Below are 22716 nucleotides of genomic sequence, written 5' to 3'. Positions count from 1 at the left end.
AGTTCACCAGTAAAACGCGTAAGTGATTGATATCGTTATGGCGAGATTGGCCAAAATGTAACTACGCGAGGGTGATCAGGCGGGTTTTGGCAGGTTCAGGGTGTCGAAGAGGTCCAGTTGTTCGGGGGTCGGGGTGGTGAGGCCGTCGAGCTTTCGGTCGGCGATCCGGGCTTCGTGGCGGTGGATGCGCGCGAGCATGTCGAGGGCGGTTCGTGGGCTGGCGTCATGTCCTTTTGCCTTCAGCCGCATGCGCATGACGCGGTAGAGGACGAGGGCGAGAAAGCAGATCAGCGCGTGGGCGCGGATGCGGTCGGGCAGCCGATGGTGGACGGGGGCGATCTCGATATCGGATTTCAGGACGCGGAAGCCGCGTTCGATATCGGCCAGCGACTTGTAGCGGGTCACGGTTGCGGTCGGCGTCAGGTCGGGGGCATTGGTCAGGAGCGCGAGCTTGCCGTCGAAGAGCTCCGCGCGCGCGACGGCGTCCTCGTCAACACTCCAGCTGAACCGGTCGGCCTGCAGGTCTGCCTTGAGGAAGCGCGTCATTTCCGCCTCGGCGACGGCGCGGGTGAAGCGGCTATAGGCGCCCCGGTCGGAGGCACGGCGACCTCGCGCGGTCTGGCCGCCGTCCTGCGCGTCGAGCTTTGCGACCATCTTTTCGGCCTGGGCTTCAAGCTCGGCGATGCGCGCGCGGCGCCGGTCGGATTGGTCGGCGGCTCGAACGGGATCATGGGCGACGATCAGGCGGTGGCCGGCGAAGCTGCTTTCCGCCAACCCGTCCTCGTCGAAAGCAAGGCCCTGGAAGGTTTCGACCAGATCGGCATAACGACGGGCGGGAACCGCGAGGATGAATTCCAGCTTGCGGTCGTCCTGATCGGCCAGGGCGGTCAGCTCGTCGATGTTTTCAAGGCTGAGCAGACCGCGGTCGGCCACCAGGATGACACGCTGGACGGGGAAGCGCTGCAAGACTGTCTTGAGCATGCCCTGCAGGGTTTTCGTCTCGCCGATGTTGCCCGGGTGAACGGTATGCATGAGCGGCAGGCCGTCCGCGGTCTGGACCACGCCCAACACGAACTGCCGGGCGATGCCGCCGGTTTCCTTGTTCATCCCGAAAGCGCGGAGGTCGTCCGCGACATCCCCGTCGCCATGGATGCGCACCGTGGTCAGGTCATAGAAGACCACGGCCAGATCGCGATCGACCAGCGGACGGATCTGTTTGGCAAGCGCGCCTTCGACGGTATCGGCGTGATCCATCAACGCATCCATGGCGCGGAGCAGGTGTTGATGGGTGACGGTGTCCGGCATCGCCGGCATGGCGACCGTTTCCAGCCAGCGCAGGCAGCCCAGCTTACTTGTGGGGTCGCACAACCGATTGAACACCATGGCGCGGACCAGCGCCTCCACGTCGACTTTCCGCTTGCCGGAACGCAGCGCACGGCCGAGGGCATGATCGAAACCAAGGTCCTTCCACAACTCGTGCAGGGCAAAGACGTCGCCATAGCTGCGCGCCGCCTCGTAGGTGATCTCGGCCTTCTCGGGCTCGACCCGACCCGCGGCGCGACTGAGCCCCCGGATCAGCGCATCGAGCTGGCCATCCTTCATCCCGTCCACGCGCCCCAGATTGGCCACGACGCGCAGCCGGGGCTTGCCCGCCTCGTTACGGAAGGACTCGACAATCTGCAGATAGCGACGCCCGCCGCTCTCGGTGATGCGCGTGAACATGGCATGCAGGATATCGCACGTTTGGGCGCATTCATAGGGTCTTAAACATCATAACGTGTAACTACACGACTTCGGCCGAACTGCCCACCTCGCGCGCCTTAAGCTATTGAAATCCCATACCTGCGCTGAACGCGCTCACGCAGATTCCCCCGGATTTTGTCGAAGTTCGGCGGTCCCACTCATGATGTATCCATTCAAGCTACCCTGCAGCCCTAGAACGACCTTTGGTCAGTGGTGAAGTAGCCGTCCGCGTACCGGAAATACCCCTGAAGCTCAGCGGCATCGCCGACCGTCAGAGGCACCATTATCTGCAACCAAGTTCGGGCTAGACGTCGTTCGCGGAGTTCTCGCCGATGGAACCACAGATTTCCTTCGTGCCGTAGAGGACGAGCCGCACCCGCATGCGCGCGATCGCGTTGGCGTTGTCCATGTAGAGACGCGTGGCGCTGAAAAGGTAGGTGCCTTCGACCGGCGCCGCGAAGAGATTGTTTGCGGCGTCGAACGCGCCCTAATCGTTTGGTCGGTGGTGTTCAGCCCGTTCCCTCGTCCAGGTCTCTGAACCGACATAGCTGTCGTCGCAGCAGGCGCAGCTGATAGAGATGCATTTGGCGCTATCAACACTCAACCGTCGAAGAAGGTGCGGCCGTCGGCGAAGTCCACAAGGCGGAATTTGTTCGATCCAAACAGCGCTACCAGCTCCTTAGGCACCGTAGCCAGTCTACGACGTCAAGCGACGACTTGCGTAACGCTTTCGCTAGGTAACGCGACGCAATACGAAATCACGCGATCGAGACATGAACACCCACTAGACACGAGAATCTACAACTTATTGAAATCCTTTCACAATCGCCACCATCCGTCCCCAGACCGATTTCTGCATTTTCCGGGCAGCGCGACGCGGTTCTCCTCGGAACGAAGAGAAGCTGATCAAGGTATGCGCTTCGCTCCCTCAAATGTGAGGCGCGATCGACGCGCCTTCGCAAACCCGCGATCCGTCGCGATGAAGCGCGCGAGCATGGGACCCACCAGCTTCTTCGGTTCGATGGGTCCCTGCCCTGCCTCTTGGCCGAGAAGTTCTCCATAAGCGATCAGGTCGCGATGCAGCTCTGCGGGCAGGTCCACGGTGAGTTTCACAGGCTTGTCGTCCGGGATCGGCCCGAGTTTCAGCTTGGTCATGTCAGTCTCCGGGTGGCGCGAAGACAAGATCCCGCGTGACGATCACGCGGACGGGGAAGCCCGGGCGGATGGTGAGGGTCGGCGGGACCTCCAATTGACGCTGAACGATGCGCTGGCCGACCTCGTTGATCGTGTCGAGGGCTCCGTCGCGGAGCGCGCGGGCGAGGCCGTCTTCCTCGTCGAGGGAGAGCTCCGCGCCGACGGCGAGCAGGGTGGAAAGCCCTGCGGCGCGCAGGATGCTGGCCCAGTGATTGTCGACGCGGTCCTCGAGACCGGCATAGCCCGCCGTATCCGCACCGGGTTGGCGTTCGAGGACAAGAGATCGCCCATCGGGGAAGATCAGCCGGGTCCAGACCAGGAGCACGCGGCGCTGGCCGACGGTGACGCTGTCGTCATAGGCGCCGATCAGCCGGGTGCCTTGCGGGATCAGGAGCAGTCTTCCCGTGGGGCTGTCATAGACGTTCTGGGTGACCTGCGCAGTGATCTGACCGGGAAGGTCGGAGCGAATGCCGGTGATCAGCGCGGCCGGGATGACGGAGCCGGCCTGCAGGAGGTAAGGAGACGCTGGCGGCTGCAGGCGGTCGGGCGCGATCGTTCGGCGATCCGTGGGTGCGGTCAGGAAGGCCTGACGTTGGTCGGTTTCCTGGGTGGCCACCATCCCGCCCCCGGGTGCCGCAGGCGGCATCTGAAAGCCCGGGGAAGCTTGCGCCGCGCCGGGGCGCGTCTGGAAGAAGAGATCGCTGACACGGGCGGCCTCCATTTCGGCGAGACGCTGCTGTTCCGCAGGGTCCATGGTCGGCGGAGCGAGACTTGGAGCCGCGATCGGCTGGCCGCGTTGCTGCGCGTCAAGGATGCCACCACCGAGGTCGCCCGGCAGCGGCGGTCCTAGGCGCGGGATCGCGTCATAGCTGCCCGGCAGATCGCGGAGGCCATCGGCGGGCTGGCGGCGGTCCGTCGTGATCAGCTCTTCCGGGGCGGCCGTCCGGTCCGGACGTTGCAGCCCGTAGATCAGCGCGGCACCGATGCCGAGGCCCGCGACGACGCCGAGCCCGATGATCACCTTGCGCGAAATCCGCGTGACGCGCGGCGGATCGGCGCTCAGGCGCATGGAGGCGGTGGTGTCGGTTGGTGTCTCGCTCATGTCCCCTGCTCCGCGTGCTGCCGCACCACCGTCGCCTCGGTTTGGGATTCGATCCGCAGGATGCGGACCACCTCCTGCCGGGGTCCGCGGCCAAGGCGCAGCTCGGCCGCACCGAAGAGCCGATCGACGATCAGCACATTGCCGTGGATGCGGGAGTTTACGATCTCCAACTCGCCATCGGCGCCGAGCACGAAGAGCGGCGGCATCTCGCCCTGGGCGATACCGCGCGGGAAGACGACGTAAGTACGGCGTCCGTCATCGAAGACCGAGACCGGCCGCCAGGGCGGGTTGTCGCCCTGCAGTCCGTAGCGATGGTTGCGGGCATGCGCCGGCGGGATGCGCGGCGTGGCCGGCGCGACGCTTGGTGCGTCGGGCGCACGCGGATAGGCCCAGGAAATGGCGGGCATCCAGGTCTCTTCGCTCGCGTTGAGTTCGATCAGGTAGGTGCGTCGGTCGGTCGAGATCACGAGGTTCGTGCTGATGTCAGGCCTTGTGGGCTTCACGAGGACGAGGACGCGGGTGTCACGGCCCGCGCCGCTTTCGGTGTCGCCGATGATCCAGCGCGCGGTGTCGCCCGCCGCGATCGGGCCGGTGCCGGCGAGACGTTCGCCGGGTTCGAGCGCGATGGTCGTGATCTGACCGGGGGCGGCGTAGACCTGATAGAGCGCGCCCTCGGACCAGGGATAGATCTGGATCCCGTTGAAATACCCCGCCTGCCGCGGCTCGACGCGGGCGGCGGCATTGGCATTGCCGACCTGCGCGACAGGGGTGGCGGCGGCCTCGCCGCCCCGGCTCGGGGTCCAGGCGGGCGGGACATGGAGCGGGCGCGGCCGGTCATCGGGCGCGGTCACGGGGGGTGACGGCAAGGGTGGGACCACGTCGTCATAGGCGAAGTCGGGCGGGCGGTCGCGGGCGCAGCCGGCCAGAAGCGTAGTGGCGAGGAGCACGGTGGGCAGGATCGGTCGGATCATTGGCTCATCTCCCGCGACCAGTTGATCGCGTTTACATAGATGCCGAGGGGGTTTGCGCGCAGGCGCTCGGCCGTGCGCGGCGGGTCGATCACGATGGTCAGGATCGCGGTCCAGCGTTCGGTGCGGGCGAGCTGCCCGTTCTCGTAGTGCCGCTCGGACCAGGCGACCCGGAAACTGTCGGGCGAGGCGCGGATGACGCTTGTCTTATCAAAACCGCAGGCTTCCGAAGGATTGGAGGCCACTGCACGCCACGCCATTTATGGCGTGCAGTGGCGGCGGTTGGATCGTAAGGTGCTGGGTCTTTTGAAGGACCGTTCTCGAGTTTGATCGACCGCCGTCTTCCCCCTGGGCCTGAACGGATACGCGTGTGGCTGCACGCATGACAAGCATAGGACGTGGAGAAGATGACAGACCATACCATCGGCGTGGACATTTCGAAATCCCATCTGGATGTTTTCGACGCAGAACGCGGCGCTGCGACGCGTTTTGACACCTCGACCAGCGGATTTCGGGCGTTTGAAGAATGGCTGGGCAAGGCGCCCATCGCCCGTGTGGTGTACGAACCCACCGGCCCGTATCATCGCGCTTTCGAAGAGCGGTTTTGCGACAGGCTTCCCCTGGTAAAGGTCAACCCGCTGCAGGCGCGCCGGTTCGCCGAGGCCTGTGGCACACGGGCCAAGACCGATGCGTTGGATGCGCAAGGCCTGGCCCGCATGGGGGTGGCCCTGGAGCTGGAACCGGACACTCCGGTTGCGAAAACAACACGTGTTCTCAAAGACCTGCAGGTTGCGCGCACGGCCCTGATCAAGGACCGCACGCGCTTGAAAAACCGCGCATATGTGCAAACGAACACAGTGTTGAAGCGCCAGACGAAAGCGCGTCTGGCCTTGGTGGAAAAGCACATTGCCGAGCTTGACCGGGAAATCGATGCCCTGATCCAGGCCGACAAAACCACCGCGCGGCGCCGCGAGATCGTCACCTCCATTCCCGGTCTGGGAAGCGTCGCCAGCGCCGCAATCGTGACCTACCTGCCCGAGATCGGGACGCTGGACCGCCGCCAGGTGGGCAGCCTTGCGGGCGTGGTGCCCTACAATCGCGATTCAGGGCAGTGGAAGGGCAGGTCCTTCATCTGCGGCGGACGCAAACCCTTGCGCGATGCCCTCTACATGCCGGCGCTTGTGGCAATGCGATACAACCCGGATCTGAAGGCAAAATACGACGCCCTGCGCGCGGCTGGCAAACCCGCAAAAGTCGCCATCGTCGCGATCATGCGCAAGCTGATCGAAACCGCAAACGCACTCGTCAAAGCAGACCGCGTTTGGACCCCCAAAACTGCTTGATCAAGACGGATACTCGAGACCTCGACCGAGACCTGGTCCTCGCCGACCCGCGTTAAGGGATCATTGGCCCGGGCATGGTCGTTCAGCGCCAGCGCGCCGCGGTCGGTGGTGAATTCATAGGCGCGGAGCCAGTTCTGTCGGACGACGATTGGATCGGCGGGCAGGCCCCGGACCTCCTCGATGAAACGGGCGAGATGCCAGGCGATCTGCGGATCGCTCGGACGATACCCGGCACTGGCCGCTTCGACGGCGCGGGCCTCACCATGCCGGTCGATCTCGACGACATAGGGCACGACGGTTCCGCGCGCCGATTGCCAGACCAGCGCCGTGGCCAACCCGCCCGCGAGGATCAGGCAGCCGAAGGCCATGAGGCGCCAGTTCTTCGCCTGCACCCGGGCGGAACCGATGCGCTCGTCCCAGACCTGGGCGGCCTTCTGGTACGGGGTCTCGGGGTCCGGGGTCTTGCCGTAATGCGCGGCGGCGCGTTTGAAGAGGCTCATGGGCGGTCACTTTCGGAAAGGGAAACGGAGGTGCCTGAGCCGGGGCTGTCCCCGGCCCGCAACGCATGGGTGGCGGCGGAAACACCGTGGCTCATGGCCTGGCTGCGGCGCATCGAGCGCGCCCAGGCCGGTGGACTGCCTGTCGGGGCGGACATGGCGGTCGACGCGCCTGTCCCGCTACCGAGCGACGAGGCACCGCCGGTGGCGGCGAAGCCCGCGCGGGCACCATCGGCGTGGCTTGCCTTGACCGCTTCGGAGGCCGAGGCGGCGGCGCGGCGCAGGGGTGATGCGGCCGCGGATCCCGCGGCCCGGGCCACACCGCCGACTCCGGAGGCCACACCCCTGGCCCCAGTCTGACCCATGGATCCGAGGCTGTAGGCGGTGGACGCTGCCCCGGTGGCGGCAGCAGCTCCGCGCGTGGCGGCGGCCCCGCCCGAGGCCAGCGCCCCGGCTCCGCGGGCACCGAGCAGAGCTCCGCCACCCGCCGCGACGGCCGCGCCGCCCACGGCAAGCCCGGTGCCGACGGCCGCGCCTGCGCCCAGTTGCGGCCCGCCGGAAACGAGGCCCGTGGCGATGCCGGGGCCGAAGATGCCGAGACCGAGGAGCGACAGCGCGGCCAGAACGATCGCCATCGCCTCGTCGATCGTGGGCGTCACGCCGCCGAACCCGGCGGTGAACTGGCCGAAGAGCGTCGAGCCGATGCCGATGATCACGGCGAGCACCAGCACCTTGATGCCGGAGGAAACGACATTGCCGAGCACCCGCTCGGCCATGAAGGCGGTCTTGCCGAAAAGGCCGAAGGGGATCAGCACGAAGCCCGCGAGGGTCGTCAGCTTGAACTCGATCAGCGTCACGAAGAGCTGCACGGCGAGGAGGAAGAAGGCCAGGAGCACCAGCACCCAGGCGAAGAGCAGGCAGGCGATCTGGATGAAGTTCTCGAAGAAGGCGACGAAGCCCATGAGATCGGCGGTGGACTCCAGAAGCGGCCGCCCGGCATCGAGACCGGTCTGCGCCACGCGGCCCGGGCGCAGGAGGTCGGCGGGCGAGAAGCCGGTGCCGGAGGCCAAGAGACCCAGCCCCGCGAAACTGTCGAAAACGATGGCCGCGAGGCTGTTCCAGTTCGAGATGAGCCAGGCGAAGACGCCGACGAAGAGGGTCTTTTTCACGAGGCGGGCGATGATGTCGTCATCCGCACCCCAGACCCAGAAGAGCGCGGCCAGCGTCACGTCGATCACGATGAGCGCGCTGGCAATGAAGGCGACCTCGCCGCCCAGCAGCCCGAAACCGCTGTCGATGTAAGAGGTGAAGACCCCGAGGAAGGTGTCGATGACGCCGGTGCCGCCCATGGCTCATTCGCCCCCGGCCCGGTCGCGGCCGAGGAAGCGGTCGCGGGTTTCGGCCCAGACGGCGAGGCAGTCGGGATCGGAAGCCGCGGCCTCGCCCAGCTCCTGGCACCGCCGTTGTTCGGCGCGCAAGGGATCGGCCTCCGGCGTGAGGGGCGCGGCCGGACGCGCCGCCTGCCCCGCCTCGTCCCGGCCCATCTCCACCAAAGCCGCGGTGATCGCGATGGCGACGAAGACGACGGCCGCGATGCGCGCGAGGACGGATCCCTCCATGGGCCTGCCTCCCTCAGTTATTGAACATCCGGGCATTGCCGGGCTGGTAGCCCGCGCCCGGGGTGAGGAAGCGTTCGCGCTGGACTCGGCCCTGTTCGGCGGCCGCGGACCGCTCAGCCTCGACCAGCGCGCTCGCGCGGCCATTGGCGGCCACGACAGCGATCAGGTCGGCGATCTGCTGGGACTGCAGGGCCAGAAGCTGGTTGCCCGCCTGGGTCGCCTGCAAGGCGCCGACGGCGGATTGGCTTTCGCCGACAAGGGCGGAGAGTTCGGCGCGCTGGCCGTCGAGATTGCCGACGACGCCCGCCTGCACGCGCAGCGCGTCCTGCAGCCCGCCGACGGTGTTTTTCCATCGGGAGCGCGCATCGGCCAGAAGCTGCGCCTCGGGCGCGGCCATAGGGATATTGGCATAGTCCTGCTGGAAAACCTGGTCGATCTGAGCGACGTCGAAGGCGATGTTCTGCGCCTGGGACAGGAGCTGTCGGGTCCGGTCGACATTCTGCTGCAGCGCTTGCAGCGAGGAATAGGGCAGGCTCGCGAGATTGCGCGCCTGGTTCATCAGCATCTGCGCCTCGTTCTGCAATTGAGTGATCTGGTTGTTGATCTGCTCGAGCGCCCGGGCGGCGGAGAGGATGTTCTCGGCGTGATTGCGCGGATCGTAGACGATGCGCCCGCCCCCGCCGAAGAGGAAGGCCTGGGCGGGCGTCGCGAAGATCGGCGAAAGGCTGATGGGGGCGGCGAGCGCCAAGGCGACCGCGGAGGCGCTGGCGAGCTTGGTCAGGCGATGGGCGGCATGGGTCATGGGGTGGTCTCCTATACGGGTTCGGGGGCTTGGGGGATCGGGGCGTCCGGCGCCGCGGGCTCCGGTGCGAGATTGGTGAGGTCGGGTATCAGCTCGGCGGCCCAGCCGACACCGCAGGCCTCGAGCCAGGCCGCGAGGAAGCCGTCGCGCCCATGCGCCGCGAGGATCTCCGCGATCAGCGTCTGGTCGGACTTGGACGAGGCCGCGCAGAGCGCGAGGCCCACTTCCGAAAGGCCCAACTCGAAAAGCCGGTTGCCGCGCCGCGACTGGCAGTAGTAGTCGCGCTTGGGTGTGGCCCGGGCAAGTATCTCGATCTGCCGGTCATTGAGGCCGAAACGGCGGTAGATCGCGGTAATCTGGGGCTCGATGGCGCGTTCGTTGGGGAGGAGCAGCCGGGTCGGGCAGCTTTCGATGATGGCGGGCGCGATGGCCGAGGCGTCGATATCGGAGAGCGACTGGGTGGCGAAGATCACCGAGGCGTTCTTTTTCCGCAGCGTCTTCAGCCATTCGCGGAGTTGGCCCGCGAAGCCCTGGTCATCGAGCGCGAGCCAGCCCTCGTCGATGATCAGAAGCGTCGGTCGGCCGTCCAGCCGGTCGCCGATCCGGTGAAAGAGATAGGAGAGGACCGCGGGCGCCGCGGCGGTGCCGACCAGCCCCTCGATCTCGAAGGCCTGGACCGAGGCCGCGCCGAGCTCTTCGGTCTCCGCATCGAGCAGCCGCCCATGGGCGCCGCCCAGGCAATAGGGGCGCAGGGCCTGTTTCAGGTCGGAGGATTGCAGCAGGACGGCGAGGCCGGTGATCGTGCGTTCGCCGACCGGGGCGGAGGCCAGCGAGCTCAGCGCGGACCAGAGATGCTCCTTCATCTCGGGCGTGATCGCGATGCCTTCGCGGGCGAGGATCGCGCCGATCCAGCCCGCGGCCCAGCCGCGCTCGGTGGGATCGTCGATACGCGCGAGCGGCTGGAGGGCGACCGTCGCTTCCGCACCCTCCGTGAGTTCGCCTCCCAGATCATGCCAGTCGCCGCCCATGGCGAAGGTGGCGGCGCGGATCGAGCCCCCGAAATCAAAGGCAAAGACCTGTGCGCCCGGGTAGCGGCGGAACTGCAGAGCCATGACGGCGAGGAGCACGGATTTGCCCGCCCCGGTGGGACCCACGACCAGCGTGTGGCCGACGTCGCCCACGTGGAGCGAGAGGCGGAAGGGCGTCGCGCCCTCGGTCTTGCCGTAAAGCAGCGGCGGACCGTCGAAATGCGCATCCCGCTCCTCCCCGGCCCAGACGGCGGAGAGGGGGATCATATGGGCGAGGTTCAGGGTGGAGATCGGCGGCTGGCGGACATTGGCATAGGCGTGTCCTGGCAGCGAGCCGAGCCAGGCATCGACCGCGTTGACCGTTTCGACCATGGCGGTGAAGTCCCGGCCCTGCACGACCTTCTCGACGAGACGGAGTTTCTCGTCGGCGCGGCGCGCGTCCTCGTCCCAGACGATGAGCGTCGCCGTGACATAGGCCTCGCCTGCGATATCGGCACCGAGTTCCTGCAGCGCCATGTCGGCATCGGCGGCCTTGTTTGCGGCGTCGGTGTCGACCAGCGCCGATTGCTCGTTGGTCATCACCTCCTTCAGGATCGCGGCGATGGATTTGCGCTTGGCGAACCATTGGCGGCGGATGCGGGCGACAATCCGCGCGGCCTCCATCTTGTCCATCAGGATCGCGCGGGTCGCCCAGCGATAGGGAAAGGCCAACCGGTTGAGGTCATCGAGGATCCCGGGCGTGGTGGCGGTCGGGAAGCCCGAGAGGGTCAGGACGCGTAGATGGGCGCTCCCCAGCCGGGGCTCGAGCCCGCCGGTCAGCGGTTGGTCGGCCAGGAGCGCGTCGAGATAGGCCGGCGTTTCCGGCACGCGGACCCGGTGCGGCTGCGTCGAGATCGTCGAATGCAGGTAGGTCAGTGTCTCGCTGTCATCCATCCAGCGGCATTCGGGCATGATGCCGTCGAACAGCGCTAGCACCCGGTCGGTGCGGTCGATGAAGACACGCAGCACCTCGCCCGCATCGATGCCGGTCTTGTCGCGGCCTTCGTAGAGCCAGGTCTCGGCCCGCGCGGCCTCCTCGGCTGGCGGCAGGTAAAGGAAGGTCAGAAGATAGTCTGACTGGAAATGCGCCCCCTGCTCGGCGAAGCCCGCGCGGCGCTCGGCATCGAGGAGCGCCGAGGCCGGATCGGGAAAGCGGCTGTCGGGATAGTCGGCGGCCGGGACGCGCTGCGCCTCGACGAAGATCGCCCAGCCGGAGCCGAGCCGGCGGAAGGCGTTGTTGCTACGGCCCGCCACGGCCACAAGTTCGGCGGCGACCGCGCTGTCGAGATCGGGCCCCCGGAAGCGGGCCGAGCGCTGCAGGCTGCCATCCTTGTTCAGCACCACGCCGGGCGCCACCAGCGCCGCCCAGGGCAGGTAATCCGCGAGCCGCGTCCCTTTCCGCCGATATTCCGCGAGGTTCATCATGGGCGCGCCCTCAGACCTCGAGATGACCGGGAAGCCGCAGGTGCCGACGCCCGACCTCGACGAAGAGCGGATCGCGCCGGGCGGCCCAGACCGCCACGACGTGGCCCAGAAGGCCGATGACGATTCCCGCGACCCAGAGTTGCAACCCGAGCCCGATGGCCCCGGCCAGCGTTCCGTTCAGGATCGCGAAGGCACGCGGCGCACCGGCCAGCAGGATCGGCTCGGTCAGCGCACGATGCACCGGGACGCTGAAGCCCGGCACGTCCGCCAACTGCTCGAAGGTGCTATCCATCAGATCAGCGCCCCGCCGCCGAAGCTGAAGAAGCTCAGGAAGAAGGAACTCGCCGCGAAGGCGATGGAGATGCCGAAGACGATCTGGATCAGGCGGCGGAAGCCCCCGGAGGTGTCGCCGAAGGCCAGCGTCAGGCCGGTTACGATGATGATGATCACCGCGATGATCTTGGCGACCGGCCCCTCGATCGACTCGAGGATCGATTGCAGCGGCGCTTCCCAGGGCATGGAGGAGCCTGCCGCCCGGGCGGGTCCGGCCAGCATCAGGGTGACGGTGGCGTAGGTGACGGCGTGCGCGGCCTGCGCGCGCAGCCGGTGAAGCGGTCGGGTCATGAAGGGTCTCCTGTTTCAGTTTCCATCCCGGTCGGCGGCGCCGCCGGGGAGATGCGGTAATCGCCGTCCGGTCCCAGCCCCTCGACGCAGGCGAGCTCGGCGAGGTGGCGGTTGGCCCCGCGCCCGGAGAGGACGGCGATGAGATCGATGGTCTCGGCGATGAGAGCGCGCGGCACGGTGACGACCGCCTCCTGGATGAGCTGCTCCATCCGGCGCAGGGCCCCGAGCGCCGAGCCCGCATGGATCGTGCCGATGCCGCCCGGATGACCCGTGCCCCAGGCCTTCAAGAGGTCCAGCGCCTCGGCCCCGCGCACCTCGCCGATGGGAATGCGGTCGGGGCGCAGACGCAGCGAGGAGCGGACGAGATCGGAAAGCGAGGCGACCCCGTCCTTGGTGCGCAGCGCGACGAGGTTGGGGGCGCCGAACTTCGACAAAATCCGGGGGAATCTGCGTGAGCGCGTTCAGCGCAGGTATGGGATTTCAATAGCTTAAGGCGCGCGAGGTGGGCAGTTCGGCCGAAGTCGTGTAGTTACACGTTATGATGTTTAAGACCCTATGAATGCGCCCAAACGTGCGATATCCTGCATGCCATGTTCACGCGCATCACCGAGAGCGGCGGGCGTCGCTATCTGCAGATTGTCGAGTCCTTCCGTAACGAGGCGGGCAAGCCCCGGCTGCGCGTCGTGGCCAATCTGGGGCGCGTGGACGGGATGAAGGATGGCCAGCTCGATGCGCTGATCCGGGGGCTCAGTCGCGCCGCGGGTCGGGTCGAGCCCGAGAAGGCCGAGATCACCTACGAGGCGGCGCGCAGCTATGGCGACGTCTTTGCCCTGCACGAGTTGTGGAAGGACCTTGGTTTCGATCATGCCCTCGGCCGTGCGCTGCGTTCCGGCAAGCGGAAAGTCGACGTGGAGGCGCTGGTCCGCGCCATGGTGTTCAATCGGTTGTGCGACCCCACAAGCAAGCTGGGCTGCCTGCGCTGGCTGGAAACGGTCGCCATGCCCGCGATGCCGGACACCGTCACGCATCAACATCTGCTCCGCGCCATGGATGCGCTGATGGACCATGCCGAGCGGGTCGAGATGGAACTGGCCAGACAAATCCGTCCGCTGGTCGATCGGGACCTGGCCGTGGTCTTCTACGACCTGACCACGGTGCGCATCCATGGCGACGGAGAGGTTGACGACGACCTCCGCGCCTATGGCATGAACAAGGAAACCGGTGGCATCGCCCGGCAATTCGTGCTCGGCGTCGTGCAAACCGCCGACGGCCTGCCGCTCATGCACACGGTCCACCCCGGCAATGTCGGGGAGACGAAAACCCTGCAGGGCATGCTGCAGACGGTGTTGCAGCGGTTTCCCGTGCAGCGTGTCATCCTGGTCGCCGACCGTGGCCTGCTCAGCCTTGAAAACATCGACGAACTGACCGCCCTGGCCGATCAGGACGACCGCAAGCTGGAGTTCATCCTCGCCGTCCCCGCCCGTCGCTATGCCGATCTGGTCGAGACCTTTCGGGGCCTTGCCTTCGACGAAGGCGGCCTGGCGGAAAGCAATTTTGCCGGCCATCGCCTGATCGTCGCCCATGATCCCGTTCGAGCCGCCGACCAATCCGAACGACGTCGCGCCCGCATCGCCGAACTTGAAGCCCAGGCCGAAAAGATGGTCGCCAAGCTCGATGCGCAAGACGACGGCCAGACGGCGCGGGGCCGCCGCGCCTCCGACCGCGGCGCCTATAGCCGCTTCACGCGCGCCGTGGCCGAGGCCGAACTGACCCGGTTCCTCAAGGCAGACCTGCAGGCCGACCGGTTCAGCTACAGCATCGACGAAGACGCCGTCGCCCGAGCCGAACTCTTCGACGGCAAGCTCGCCCTGCTGACCAATGCCCCCGACCTGACGCCGACCGCAACCGTGACCCGCTACAAGTCGCTGGCCGATATCGAACGCGGCTTCCGCGTCCTGAAATCCGATATCGAGATCGCCCCCGTCCACCATCGGCTGCCCGACCGCATCCGCGCCCACGCGCTGATCTGCTTTCTCGCCCTCGTCCTCTACCGCGTCATGCGCATGCGGCTGAAGGCAAAAGGACATGACGCCAGCCCACGAACCGCCCTCGACATGCTCGCGCGCATCCACCGCCACGAAGCCCGGATCGCCGACCGAAAGCTCGACGGCCTCACCACCCCGACCCCCGAACAACTGGACCTCTTCGACACCCTGAACCTGCCAAAACCCGCCTGATCACCCTCGCGTAGTTACATTTTGGCCAATCTCGCCATAACGATATCAATCACTTACGCGTTTTACTGGTGAACTTGAGTGAAAGGATCGATGGGTTTGGGAGAGCGAAGTCTCCCATGTGGCTCTGGAATGGGTTCGCATGCCCTGGAAGAGCCAAGCGCCGGAGGGATGCAACGGGAGCGCGCAGCGGGCTCCCTTGCCAAGATGTGTTGTAGTACAACACACATCTTGCGTTCGGCGCTAAAGCATCAGATTTGCAACATCAAAAGGCCCACAATAGAAATGCACTCTGAAAGGGGCTCCCCTTCGCGCTAAAAGCCAAATATATTCTTGATCACCGGAAGACTCCACGCCGCAACAAAAGTTATTAACCCAACAGCAATGGCGTACAAAACTCTTACAAGAAGAAGATGATTTTCTGCATCAGCATAGAAAGAAAAATATACAAGCATTACCGCAGCAAGTGTAACCGATCCAATACCGGCAAATACAATGCTGCGGCGAAATGAATTCACGCTAAAGGAAAGGCATATGGCAGAAATAGCTCCCCCCGAAGCTACACCAACCCACCAAAGTGCTTCGAAAACGGTCTCATCCGATAATAGTGGTACTGGTGGAACGTTTTTATACCTAAGAATAGAGACACCAAGAAAGCCGCTAACTCAAATGCAGCAATAGGCAAATTGCTCGCCTTCTTGGCGCCGTTATTATCGCCGCCGCTTGATTCACTGCCGGGCACCGAAAACCTCAATATAAAAAGCCATATCACCCGTTGTTGACACTCCAACAAACCAGATACCTTCTACAGTGGCGACCTCTTTCGGAAGCGCAAACTGAAACTCCCCGGAAGACGTATCGTTATCCTCAACCGTAAATAGCTCAAAAAAACGTGCATTATCACCGAAAACATTGTCGAGCGGTTCGAGGGAAATCAAAATTTCGCTCACCGGTGTGCTGGACGAAGATTCCAAGCCCCCCAAATCATTTTCGAATGCACTTTCACTCAGGACAAGACCAACTGTCATGGCGGGGAGCTGCCAGCTACTACTTACAAGGATACTTTCTTGGAATGGCTGCGACTCCATACGGAACCTGAAAGGGAGAACGCCATGCGGCCTGTAAATGCTGGATTTCAACTCAAAATTTGAAAGGTCTTTTCTCTCTGCCTCAACGTCGCCGCACGAACCATCCCCCCTACAGTTGACAATTGTTCTGGGAATTGTTGTCCGACCTTTTGAAAGCAGGAGCTCTGAGTTTTGCACTACCTGAGTTGCCTCGATGTCCCGAACAAAATAGGCGCACGTACTTGGCGCCAATGGAGAACCGTTGAGCATACCAAAGCCTGCTGCCACCCAAGCAAACGAGAGTTTCGATTTGGATCCCTCGGCGCGGATGTTGCAAAACTCGTAATCTATTTGACAGGACTTAGATCCATCGTAGATCGTTTCTTCTCTCGCGTCTGACCGATAACGAAAATCGGCACCGCCCCCAATCCTATCGAAGGGGTCACGTTCAGAGCCGGTGCAATCCGCACAAGATATGGCCGGAAAGGAAGCGCAAAAGAAAATAGCAACCGTATGCTTAAGAAGCATCAAGCTCACACTCTGATAAGTAGTGATCCATGTGCAATCTTATACAAAAACCGTAAGGCGGGCAACCATGAAGAATCGTGGCAGACGGTGACTTATTGGGGCGACTATTGACAGCCTAATTCTTCGCCGAAGATTTTCGCCATATCATTGTTCACCATCTTTGCGTACTTGCAGTCGTCAAGAAGATGAAACCTCTTCATTGCAATAAACGATGCGCCTCTCTCAGCCAGCATGTTAATGTTATTCGGCTTTCCGTACGCGAAGGCAGTATTAAGCGCCGCCTCATTTCCATGATGAATTTCTGCGCCATTTTCAATTAATACTGATAGCGTTGCGGCATCTCCTGAAGCCGATGCCCTTATTAGGCTATCGTCAAGCCGTTCCTGGCTATAGTTGTACCGAGTGAGTAACCACGCAGCGGTGTTTTCCGCGCCGTTTTCTGCCGCACTAATGAGCATGCTTTGACGCCGATTATCAATATCAACGCCAGCGACCTCAAGCCAATCCAAGACTGCTGTTCTGTTTTTTGCGGCAGCGGACTCTGAGAATATAGCTGCGAGCTTTCCCTCGTCAAAATCTTGAGCGATGTACCATCCCGTCAAAAAAGATAGCGCAGTCACTGCATATACTAATCTCTTTGAGTCGTTTGTTTCTGCGCGCATAGCGTATCCATTAGTTTGACATCCTGTAAAACTCGCATTTTTCTGAAGCGAAATCAATAAGATAGTATTCCTAATGTGAAAAGGTGCTTTATGGTCTATTTTTGACACCCTTTTCGCTTGGGAAATGTCTAGTTTATCTCTTCGCGAAGATACCGAAGAAACTGCTCCGGTACGTCGTGGCGTTCCTGAAGCCCAAAGGTCTTCAGATGCCCGATCTTCCAGCGATGGACGGGATGATCCTCTATCGTGCGAAGGTTGTCGCGCGCCATGACAATCCCCGTTGAATAAAGCCCGCTTTCCCGCGCCGGGCTGGAGCCGGTGTACGATCCGGCCATGACCCTTATCCGGTAGACCCCATCGCTGGCGGGCTCCCGGACCAGCGGCTTCATTATTGTGAACTGCAACAGCTTGGTGTTGTCGTCCTTGGTCAGAAGAAAGGCCTTGCCGTCCATCCCCAGCACATAGCCTTCGAGATGCTGTTCGCGCCAGCCATAGCTGGGCCGGAAATGCATGCGCTCGGCGTAGTAGAGTGTGCCATCACTGCGTGATGTGATGCGGGCTGCGCTCACAAGAATCTTGCCGGGAACAGTCAAAGAGGGCCGGTAGACGCGATACACGCCGGGAAGGCTCTTGTGGTCACCTTCAGGCGCAATGTTGGGCCTTACAAAGTCGATTAACGAGAAATACAGGCTGCCCGGAACACTGGCGACGCTCTCGGCCAGTGAATGCCCACCCAGATAGCCGCGCTCGATCAGGAAATCGCGCATACAGGTGAAGGTGCCCGGTGTGAACTTTCGGAAGAACTTGTCCGCAGTCTTGGGGTGCGCCTGCACGAAATCATGGGCGACCTGTGAAACCGGCTGCTTGCAATAGCCGTCCGGAAAAGCCGCTTTGATATTGCCGAAGTAGTTGTACCATGTGCCTTTTGAAGGGGTGAGAGGCTCATGGGGTTGACGGTTGGCGTCTTCCTCTCTCTTCAAGGTTTCCATGAGCCCGTTCCAGAACAGGCCGTCGCTGCGATACTGATTCACGACCAGGATCAGCATCACGAGATTGGGTTTGTTGAATGCGAGTTCCACTGTTCGGGACGCCCTTCAACCGGCTTGTACGGTTCTTGAACTGATCTGATAGCATATTGAAACTTATGATAAAAGACCTGCCTCCGAAAATCGGGGATGCTCTCTCTTGCAAGCTGACGGGAGACACCGATGTTCGGAAACCACCACCAGAACGGGGGCCATCGAGGCGGGCCGGGCCGCGATCTGCAAACTCAAGTTCACCAGTAAAACGCGTAAGTGATTGATATCGTTATGGCGAGATTGGCCAAAATGTAACTACGCGAGGGTGATCAGGCGGGTTTTGGCAGGTTCAGGGTGTCGAAGAGGTCCAGTTGTTCGGGGGTCGGGGTGGTGAGGCCGTCGAGCTTTCGGTCGGCGATCCGGGCTTCGTGGCGGTGGATGCGCGCGAGCATGTCGAGGGCGGTTCGTGGGCTGGCGTCATGTCCTTTTGCCTTCAGCCGCATGCGCATGACGCGGTAGAGGACGAGGGCGAGAAAGCAGATCAGCGCGTGGGCGCGGATGCGGTCGGGCAGCCGATGGTGGACGGGGGCGATCTCGATATCGGATTTCAGGACGCGGAAGCCGCGTTCGATATCGGCCAGCGACTTGTAGCGGGTCACGGTTGCGGTCGGCGTCAGGTCGGGGGCATTGGTCAGCAGGGCGAGCTTGCCGTCGAAGAGTTCGGCTCGGGCGACGGCGTCTTCGTCGATGCTGTAGCTGAACCGGTCGGCCTGCAGGTCTGCCTTGAGGAACCGGGTCAGTTCGGCCTCGGCCACGGCGCGCGTGAAGCGGCTATAGGCGCCGCGGTCGGAGGCGCGGCGGCCCCGCGCCGTCTGGCCGTCGTCTTGCGCATCGAGCTTGGCGACCATCTTTTCGGCCTGGGCTTCAAGTTCGGCGATGCGGGCGCGACGTCGTTCGGATTGGTCGGCGGCTCGAACGGGATCATGGGCGACGATCAGGCGATGGCCGGCAAAATTGCTTTCCGCCAGGCCGCCTTCGTCGAAGGCAAGGCCCCGAAAGGTCTCGACCAGATCGGCATAGCGACGGGCGGGGACGGCGAGGATGAACTCCAGCTTGCGGTCGTCCTGATCGGCCAGGGCGGTCAGTTCGTCGATGTTTTCAAGGCTGAGCAGGCCACGGTCGGCGACCAGGATGACACGCTGCACGGGAAACCGCTGCAACACCGTCTGCAGCATGCCCTGCAGGGTTTTCGTCTCCCCGACATTGCCGGGGTGGACCGTGTGCATGAGCGGCAGGCCGTCGGCGGTTTGCACGACGCCGAGCACGAATTGCCGGGCGATGCCACCGGTTTCCTTGTTCATGCCATAGGCGCGGAGGTCGTCGTCAACCTCTCCGTCGCCATGGATGCGCACCGTGGTCAGGTCGTAGAAGACCACGGCCAGGTCCCGATCGACCAGCGGACGGATTTGTCTGGCCAGTTCCATCTCGACCCGCTCGGCATGGTCCATCAGCGCATCCATGGCGCGGAGCAGATGTTGATGCGTGACGGTGTCCGGCATCGCGGGCATCGCGACCGTTTCCAGCCAGCGCAGGCAGCCAAGCTTGCTTGTGGGGTCGCACAACCGATTGAACACCATGGCGCGGACCAGCGCCTCCACGTCGACTTTCCGCTTGCCGGAACGCAGCGCACGGCCGAGGGCATGATCGAAACCAAGGTCCTTCCACAACTCGTGCAGGGCAAAGACGTCGCCATAGCTGCGCGCCGCCTCGTAGGTGATCTCGGCCTTCTCGGGCTCGACCCGACCCGCGGCGCGACTGAGCCCCCGGATCAGCGCATCGAGCTGGCCATCCTTCATCCCGTCCACGCGCCCCAGATTGGCCACGACGCGCAGCCGGGGCTTGCCCGCCTCGTTACGGAAGGACTCGACAATCTGCAGATAGCGACGCCCGCCGCTCTCGGTGATGCGCGTGAACATGGCATGCAGGATATCGCACGTTTGGGCGCATTCATAGGGTCTTAAACATCATAACGTGTAACTACACGACTTCGGCCGAACTGCCCACCTCGCGCGCCTTAAGCTATTGAAATCCCATACCTGCGCTGAACGCGCTCACGCAGATTCCCCCGGATTTTGTCGAAGTTCGGTGAAAGGGGGCTTTGCCACAACGGCGGCGGCCATGCTGGCGATGATTTTCGCCCCGACGCTCCATGAAATGACGATCCCCTATGTGATCGGAATTGCCCGGCGGTCCTACCCGGCGGACATCGTCCAGTTTCTCGAGATTGCGTGGATGCTTTGCTGCTTCCCGTTCGTGTTCTTCGCGGCACGGGCCAGCATCGCCTTCGCGCTCACCGCGGCAGGCATCTATCTCGCCTACCGTTTCATCTAACTCACCCGGCAGAAAAGGAGAAAGCCATGCCGAAACAAGTTCGGGAAAAAATCGGAGACGTTTATCGGACCTACGAGGTCAAAACCTTCTGGGACCATGTCGTGGAGTTTATCGGGAAGGTCGTCATGGTCTGCGTATTCTTCGCAGCCCTGATCTTCTTCTTCGGTTGAAGACCCTTGACAGCCCCGCTTCTAGCGGGGCTGTCGATCCCTCTCTCATTCCATCGGAATTACCATGAGCTTTGCCCACGACAATCCCTTCGGTTCGGCCCGCTTTGCGACCACGCTGGAAATCCTGCGCGCCTTTCGCAAGCGCGGCGGCGTGCCTGCCGGGTTTTACAGGGGCCGCAAGCTCTACCATTCCAAGCAGGCCGGAATGCTGCTGATTGGCGGTGCGGGCTCCGGCAAGTTCACGACCATGCTCTCCCATATCATCGGCGCGCCGGGGCGGAACGGCGAAGCGCCGCGCTATGCGATCTTCGATCCGAAGCGCGAGTTGCGCGCGGTACTGGAGCCGTATTTCGCCTCCATCGGTGCCGCCGTTTACGAGTTCAACCCTTTTGGCGTCCATGCCGTGACCGGTCAGACGCTCTCGCTGTTCAGTCATCTGGTGCCAACTGCGCCGACGCTGGTGGCGGACTCGCGCCGTACAGCAAGGACCGTGCTGCCGGAAAGCGGCGGCGGAGAGGCGCGGTTCTTCGAGCACAAGGCCCAGAACTGGCTCGATCCGCTGAAACGCGGCCTCGTCCATGCCGATGGCGGCGTCTCGCCGACAAGCCTGTTCGAACTGGTGGGCATGATCCACGCCGCGCCGGAGGCCTGGGCGGAGATGTCGGAGTCCATGGCCGCGCTTGGCGAGCCGGACCTCCGGGTCGCCTTCGCCGAGATGAACGAGCTGGCCGAAAAAAGCAGGCGCACCTTCGATTCCGTCATGAGCGAGATCACCAACGCGCTCGCCTTCATGGCCGATCCGTTGCTGCAAGCGGCGCTGGTGAATACGGCGCAGGCAGATTTCACGCTCGATGTGCTCTGCGAGGACAGCATGCGGCCCGTCTTCGTCTTCTTCGTCATCCCGCCGGAGATGACCGAGCAATGCGCGGGATTGATACGCGCATTCTTCTCGGGCCTGCGGACCTACAAGCAGCGCAAGCCCCGCGCCCCGACCGTCAATCTGGTGATCGATGAGGCCGCCCAGCTCGGGCGCTTCCCGGAGATTTCCGAGTTCTATTCTGTGGGCCGGGGCTTTGGCCTGTCGCCGCTCTGCGTCTACCAGGATATCGGGCAAATCCGGAAGAACCTCGGCCCCACGGGCGTGATGACGCTTTCGGCCAGTGCCGATGTGGAAATCTATCTCGGCGGCGGGATTTCCGATCTGGAAACCGCGCAACATCTGAGCGCCAAGCTGGGCAACCAAACGCTCGGCGTGGCCGATACGCTGACGCAGGAACGCGCCGCGCGGGCCAAGCGCGAAGCTATTCATGCCGCCCTGTTCGGCGGGACCGATCCGGTGCGCACCGGCCTTGCCATGCGAGCCCTCGACTATGAGCGCGGCCATATCCGCAAGCAGGCACGCGCTTTGCTCACCGCCGACGAAGTGCTGGCGATGCCCCACAACAAGGCGCTCGTGCTGGCCTCCGGCTACGGCCTGCGCCCGTTTCTGGCGGACAAGGAGCCCTATTACACGCGCCGCGACTACGCGGGCCTCTACGGCCCCAATCCGTATTTCGACCGCGACCAGGAGAGCGTGCGCGTTCGTGCGCGGCTCGGCTACCGGCGGCGGTGCGTAATCCGGGAACCGGTGCCGGACGCCTACCGGGACCTTCCCCAATACAAAAACGGTGAGTGGCAGTGGATCGAGGGCTATCGCCCGAAACTCAAGTGAGAAAGGAGACCAAGACTATGAGAAAACCTCAAATTCGTGCACGCAGGGGTGTGAAGGTCGAGCGCGAGCAAAGCCTTCTACTGCGTATCTATTATTTTGTGCTGGGGCTTCTCCTGGGCGTCTTTGCCCTCGGCCTCGCCTTTGGTGACGGGAGCTACCTCGGCGGAGCCTTCGTCGGCGGCCTTGCGCTCGCTGCCTTTGTGCAGGCCTTCAAGCGCTACGTGGAAGTCTGAGGACAGGAGCGAGCAATGAGCAATCAGAAGAACCGCCCTGTCGACACGCTGCGCGATGGCAACCTGAAAGCCTCGATCTGGGAGAATACCCGCGAAGACCGGACCACGCATAGCGTGCAGTTCCGCCGAAGCTACCGCGACCAGGAGGGCCAGCTTCGGGATACCGACAGCTTCTTCGGAGCCGACCTGTTGCGCCTTTCACGGCTGGCCGAGCAATCCTACGACCGGGTGCGCGGACTTCGCGAGGCGCAGCACGAACAAGAGCCGCCGCGCCGGTCCCGCACGCGGGACCGGGATGATGGCCGCGACCGGTAGGC

Annotated in this window: 22 protein-coding genes and 3 pseudogenes; 7 read left to right on the top strand and 18 right to left on the bottom strand. The window is 63.5% G+C overall.

All coding sequences use genetic code 11. The features are described 5' to 3' along the window. Positions 1–75: 75 nt before the first annotated feature. The 5 genes and pseudogenes from RGUI_RS17015 to RGUI_RS16990 all read right to left on the bottom strand — a co-directional run. On the bottom strand, positions 76–1722 hold the full coding sequence (locus tag RGUI_RS17015) for an IS1634 family transposase (RefSeq protein ID WP_081535123.1): 1647 nt from the start codon (positions 1720–1722) through the stop codon (positions 76–78). A gap of 927 nt (positions 1723–2649) precedes the next feature. After that, positions 2650–2898, bottom strand: a complete 249-nt coding sequence (locus tag RGUI_RS17005; protein ID WP_081535121.1) for a DUF2274 domain-containing protein — start codon at positions 2896–2898, stop codon at positions 2650–2652. Between the two features lies 1 nt (position 2899). Continuing rightward, the gene (locus RGUI_RS17000) at positions 2900–4039 is read right to left on the bottom strand and encodes a TrbI/VirB10 family protein (protein ID WP_081535119.1); all 1140 of its coding nucleotides are present in this window, start codon (positions 4037–4039) and stop codon (positions 2900–2902) included. Beyond that, on the bottom strand, positions 4036–5010 hold the full coding sequence (gene trbG / locus RGUI_RS16995) for a P-type conjugative transfer protein TrbG (protein ID WP_081535117.1): 975 nt from the start codon (positions 5008–5010) through the stop codon (positions 4036–4038). The genes RGUI_RS17000 and trbG overlap by 4 nt, the downstream gene beginning before the upstream one ends. Then, positions 5007–5213 (bottom strand): annotated as a pseudogene (locus RGUI_RS16990) (VirB8/TrbF family protein); the annotation flags it as partial. The gene trbG and the pseudogene RGUI_RS16990, both read right to left, overlap by 4 nt. A gap of 201 nt (positions 5214–5414) precedes the next feature. Between RGUI_RS16990 and RGUI_RS16985 the strand changes: the two are divergent. Continuing rightward, a pseudogene (locus RGUI_RS16985) lies at positions 5415–6167 on the top strand (IS110 family transposase); the annotation flags it as partial. Positions 6168–6172: 5 nt separating this feature from the next. Here the strand turns inward: RGUI_RS16985 and trbF are convergent. The 8 genes and pseudogenes from trbF to RGUI_RS16945 all read right to left on the bottom strand — a co-directional run. Continuing rightward, positions 6173–6850 carry a conjugal transfer protein TrbF gene (trbF, locus tag RGUI_RS16980; RefSeq protein WP_216640083.1) on the bottom strand — a complete coding sequence of 226 codons (678 nt, stop codon included), beginning with the start codon at positions 6848–6850 and terminating at the stop codon, positions 6173–6175. Further along, positions 6847–8196 carry a P-type conjugative transfer protein TrbL gene (trbL, locus tag RGUI_RS16975; RefSeq protein WP_081535115.1) on the bottom strand — a complete coding sequence of 450 codons (1350 nt, stop codon included), beginning with the start codon at positions 8194–8196 and terminating at the stop codon, positions 6847–6849. Before trbL ends, trbF begins: the two co-directional genes overlap by 4 nt. Positions 8197–8199: 3 nt before the next feature. Beyond that, the gene (gene trbK-alt, locus RGUI_RS16970) at positions 8200–8466 is read right to left on the bottom strand and encodes a putative entry exclusion protein TrbK-alt (RefSeq protein ID WP_081535113.1); all 267 of its coding nucleotides are present in this window, start codon (positions 8464–8466) and stop codon (positions 8200–8202) included. A gap of 13 nt (positions 8467–8479) precedes the next feature. Beyond that, on the bottom strand, positions 8480–9268 hold the full coding sequence (gene trbJ / locus RGUI_RS16965; RefSeq protein WP_081535111.1) for a P-type conjugative transfer protein TrbJ: 789 nt from the start codon (positions 9266–9268) through the stop codon (positions 8480–8482). Positions 9269–9279: 11 nt separating this feature from the next. Further along, positions 9280–11760 (bottom strand): conjugal transfer protein TrbE, encoded by a 2481-nt coding sequence (gene trbE / locus RGUI_RS16960; protein ID WP_081535109.1) that lies wholly within the window; start codon positions 11758–11760, stop codon positions 9280–9282. A gap of 10 nt (positions 11761–11770) precedes the next feature. Next, a complete protein-coding gene (locus RGUI_RS16955; RefSeq protein ID WP_081535107.1) occupies positions 11771–12052 on the bottom strand; it encodes a VirB3 family type IV secretion system protein in 282 nt (93 codons plus the stop codon). Then, on the bottom strand, positions 12052–12384 hold the full coding sequence (locus RGUI_RS16950) for a TrbC/VirB2 family protein (protein WP_050532553.1): 333 nt from the start codon (positions 12382–12384) through the stop codon (positions 12052–12054). The genes RGUI_RS16955 and RGUI_RS16950 overlap by 1 nt, the downstream gene beginning before the upstream one ends. Beyond that, a pseudogene (locus RGUI_RS16945) lies at positions 12381–12803 on the bottom strand (ATPase, T2SS/T4P/T4SS family); the annotation flags it as partial. The pseudogene RGUI_RS16945 and the gene RGUI_RS16950, both read right to left, overlap by 4 nt. A 171-nt stretch (positions 12804–12974) precedes the next feature. Between RGUI_RS16945 and RGUI_RS16940 the strand changes: the two are divergent. After that, on the top strand, positions 12975–14621 hold the full coding sequence (locus RGUI_RS16940) for an IS1634 family transposase (protein WP_081532493.1): 1647 nt from the start codon (positions 12975–12977) through the stop codon (positions 14619–14621). 311 nt (positions 14622–14932) lie between these two features. On the opposite strand, the gene RGUI_RS21545 is transcribed toward RGUI_RS16940, so the two are convergent. The 5 genes from RGUI_RS21545 to RGUI_RS16925 all read right to left on the bottom strand — a co-directional run bounded on the left by RGUI_RS21545 (position 14933) and on the right by RGUI_RS16925 (position 19870). Then, on the bottom strand, positions 14933–15136 hold the full coding sequence (locus RGUI_RS21545) for a hypothetical protein (RefSeq protein ID WP_156883013.1): 204 nt from the start codon (positions 15134–15136) through the stop codon (positions 14933–14935). Positions 15137–15346: 210 nt separating this feature from the next. Continuing rightward, on the bottom strand, positions 15347–16222 hold the full coding sequence (locus RGUI_RS21540) for a hypothetical protein (RefSeq protein ID WP_172841177.1): 876 nt from the start codon (positions 16220–16222) through the stop codon (positions 15347–15349). Positions 16223–16317: 95 nt separating this feature from the next. Next, positions 16318–16875, bottom strand: coding sequence for a hypothetical protein (locus RGUI_RS21535; RefSeq protein WP_156883011.1), 558 nt, complete (start codon positions 16873–16875; stop codon positions 16318–16320). Positions 16876–17003: 128 nt separating this feature from the next. Beyond that, positions 17004–17954, bottom strand: a complete 951-nt coding sequence (locus RGUI_RS16930; protein ID WP_081535103.1) for a hypothetical protein — start codon at positions 17952–17954, stop codon at positions 17004–17006. Positions 17955–18223: 269 nt separating this feature from the next. Further along, on the bottom strand, positions 18224–19870 hold the full coding sequence (locus RGUI_RS16925; protein ID WP_081532493.1) for an IS1634 family transposase: 1647 nt from the start codon (positions 19868–19870) through the stop codon (positions 18224–18226). Positions 19871–20072: 202 nt separating this feature from the next. On the opposite strand from RGUI_RS16925, the gene RGUI_RS16920 reads away from it, so the two are divergent. The 5 genes from RGUI_RS16920 to RGUI_RS16905 all read left to right on the top strand — a co-directional run bounded on the left by RGUI_RS16920 (position 20073) and on the right by RGUI_RS16905 (position 22714). Beyond that, complete coding sequence (locus tag RGUI_RS16920; protein ID WP_081535101.1) at positions 20073–20285, top strand: hypothetical protein; 213 nt, start codon at positions 20073–20075, stop codon at positions 20283–20285. Between the two features lie 26 nt (positions 20286–20311). Beyond that, a complete protein-coding gene (locus tag RGUI_RS21530; protein ID WP_156883010.1) occupies positions 20312–20455 on the top strand; it encodes a hypothetical protein in 144 nt (47 codons plus the stop codon). 64 nt (positions 20456–20519) lie between these two features. Continuing rightward, positions 20520–22166, top strand: a complete 1647-nt coding sequence (locus RGUI_RS16915; protein ID WP_081535099.1) for a type IV secretory system conjugative DNA transfer family protein — start codon at positions 20520–20522, stop codon at positions 22164–22166. Between the two features lie 17 nt (positions 22167–22183). Beyond that, on the top strand, positions 22184–22399 hold the full coding sequence (locus RGUI_RS16910; protein ID WP_081535097.1) for a hypothetical protein: 216 nt from the start codon (positions 22184–22186) through the stop codon (positions 22397–22399). Between the two features lie 15 nt (positions 22400–22414). Beyond that, on the top strand, positions 22415–22714 hold the full coding sequence (locus tag RGUI_RS16905) for a hypothetical protein (protein ID WP_081535095.1): 300 nt from the start codon (positions 22415–22417) through the stop codon (positions 22712–22714). Positions 22715–22716: the final 2 nt, after the last annotated feature.

It is taken from the genome of Rhodovulum sp. P5 (assembly GCF_002079305.1).
Lineage (GTDB): Bacteria > Pseudomonadota > Alphaproteobacteria > Rhodobacterales > Rhodobacteraceae > Rhodovulum.
This window is presented reverse-complemented; position numbering and strand designations above follow the sequence as displayed.

Coding starts and splice junctions, on each gene's coding strand:
- trbF (WP_216640083.1), bottom strand. CDS start 6,850: ATGAGCCTCTTCAAACGCGCCGCCGCGCATTACGGCAAGACCCCGGAC.
- RGUI_RS16905 (WP_081535095.1), top strand. CDS start 22,415: ATGAGCAATCAGAAGAACCGCCCTGTCGACACGCTGCGCGATGGCAAC.
- RGUI_RS16920 (WP_081535101.1), top strand. CDS start 20,073: ATGCTGGCGATGATTTTCGCCCCGACGCTCCATGAAATGACGATCCCC.
- RGUI_RS16910 (WP_081535097.1), top strand. CDS start 22,184: ATGAGAAAACCTCAAATTCGTGCACGCAGGGGTGTGAAGGTCGAGCGC.
- RGUI_RS16950 (WP_050532553.1), bottom strand. CDS start 12,384: ATGACCCGACCGCTTCACCGGCTGCGCGCGCAGGCCGCGCACGCCGTC.
- RGUI_RS16940 (WP_081532493.1), top strand. CDS start 12,975: ATGTTCACGCGCATCACCGAGAGCGGCGGGCGTCGCTATCTGCAGATT.
- RGUI_RS17005 (WP_081535121.1), bottom strand. CDS start 2,898: ATGACCAAGCTGAAACTCGGGCCGATCCCGGACGACAAGCCTGTGAAA.
- trbJ (WP_081535111.1), bottom strand. CDS start 9,268: ATGACCCATGCCGCCCATCGCCTGACCAAGCTCGCCAGCGCCTCCGCG.
- RGUI_RS16925 (WP_081532493.1), bottom strand. CDS start 19,870: ATGTTCACGCGCATCACCGAGAGCGGCGGGCGTCGCTATCTGCAGATT.
- trbK-alt (WP_081535113.1), bottom strand. CDS start 8,466: ATGGAGGGATCCGTCCTCGCGCGCATCGCGGCCGTCGTCTTCGTCGCC.
- RGUI_RS16915 (WP_081535099.1), top strand. CDS start 20,520: ATGAGCTTTGCCCACGACAATCCCTTCGGTTCGGCCCGCTTTGCGACC.
- RGUI_RS17015 (WP_081535123.1), bottom strand. CDS start 1,722: ATGTTCACGCGCATCACCGAGAGCGGCGGGCGTCGCTATCTGCAGATT.
- trbE (WP_081535109.1), bottom strand. CDS start 11,760: ATGATGAACCTCGCGGAATATCGGCGGAAAGGGACGCGGCTCGCGGAT.
- trbL (WP_081535115.1), bottom strand. CDS start 8,196: ATGGGCGGCACCGGCGTCATCGACACCTTCCTCGGGGTCTTCACCTCT.
- RGUI_RS21535 (WP_156883011.1), bottom strand. CDS start 16,875: ATGCGCGCAGAAACAAACGACTCAAAGAGATTAGTATATGCAGTGACT.
- RGUI_RS16955 (WP_081535107.1), bottom strand. CDS start 12,052: ATGGATAGCACCTTCGAGCAGTTGGCGGACGTGCCGGGCTTCAGCGTC.
- RGUI_RS21530 (WP_156883010.1), top strand. CDS start 20,312: ATGCCGAAACAAGTTCGGGAAAAAATCGGAGACGTTTATCGGACCTAC.
- RGUI_RS17000 (WP_081535119.1), bottom strand. CDS start 4,039: ATGAGCGAGACACCAACCGACACCACCGCCTCCATGCGCCTGAGCGCC.
- trbG (WP_081535117.1), bottom strand. CDS start 5,010: ATGATCCGACCGATCCTGCCCACCGTGCTCCTCGCCACTACGCTTCTG.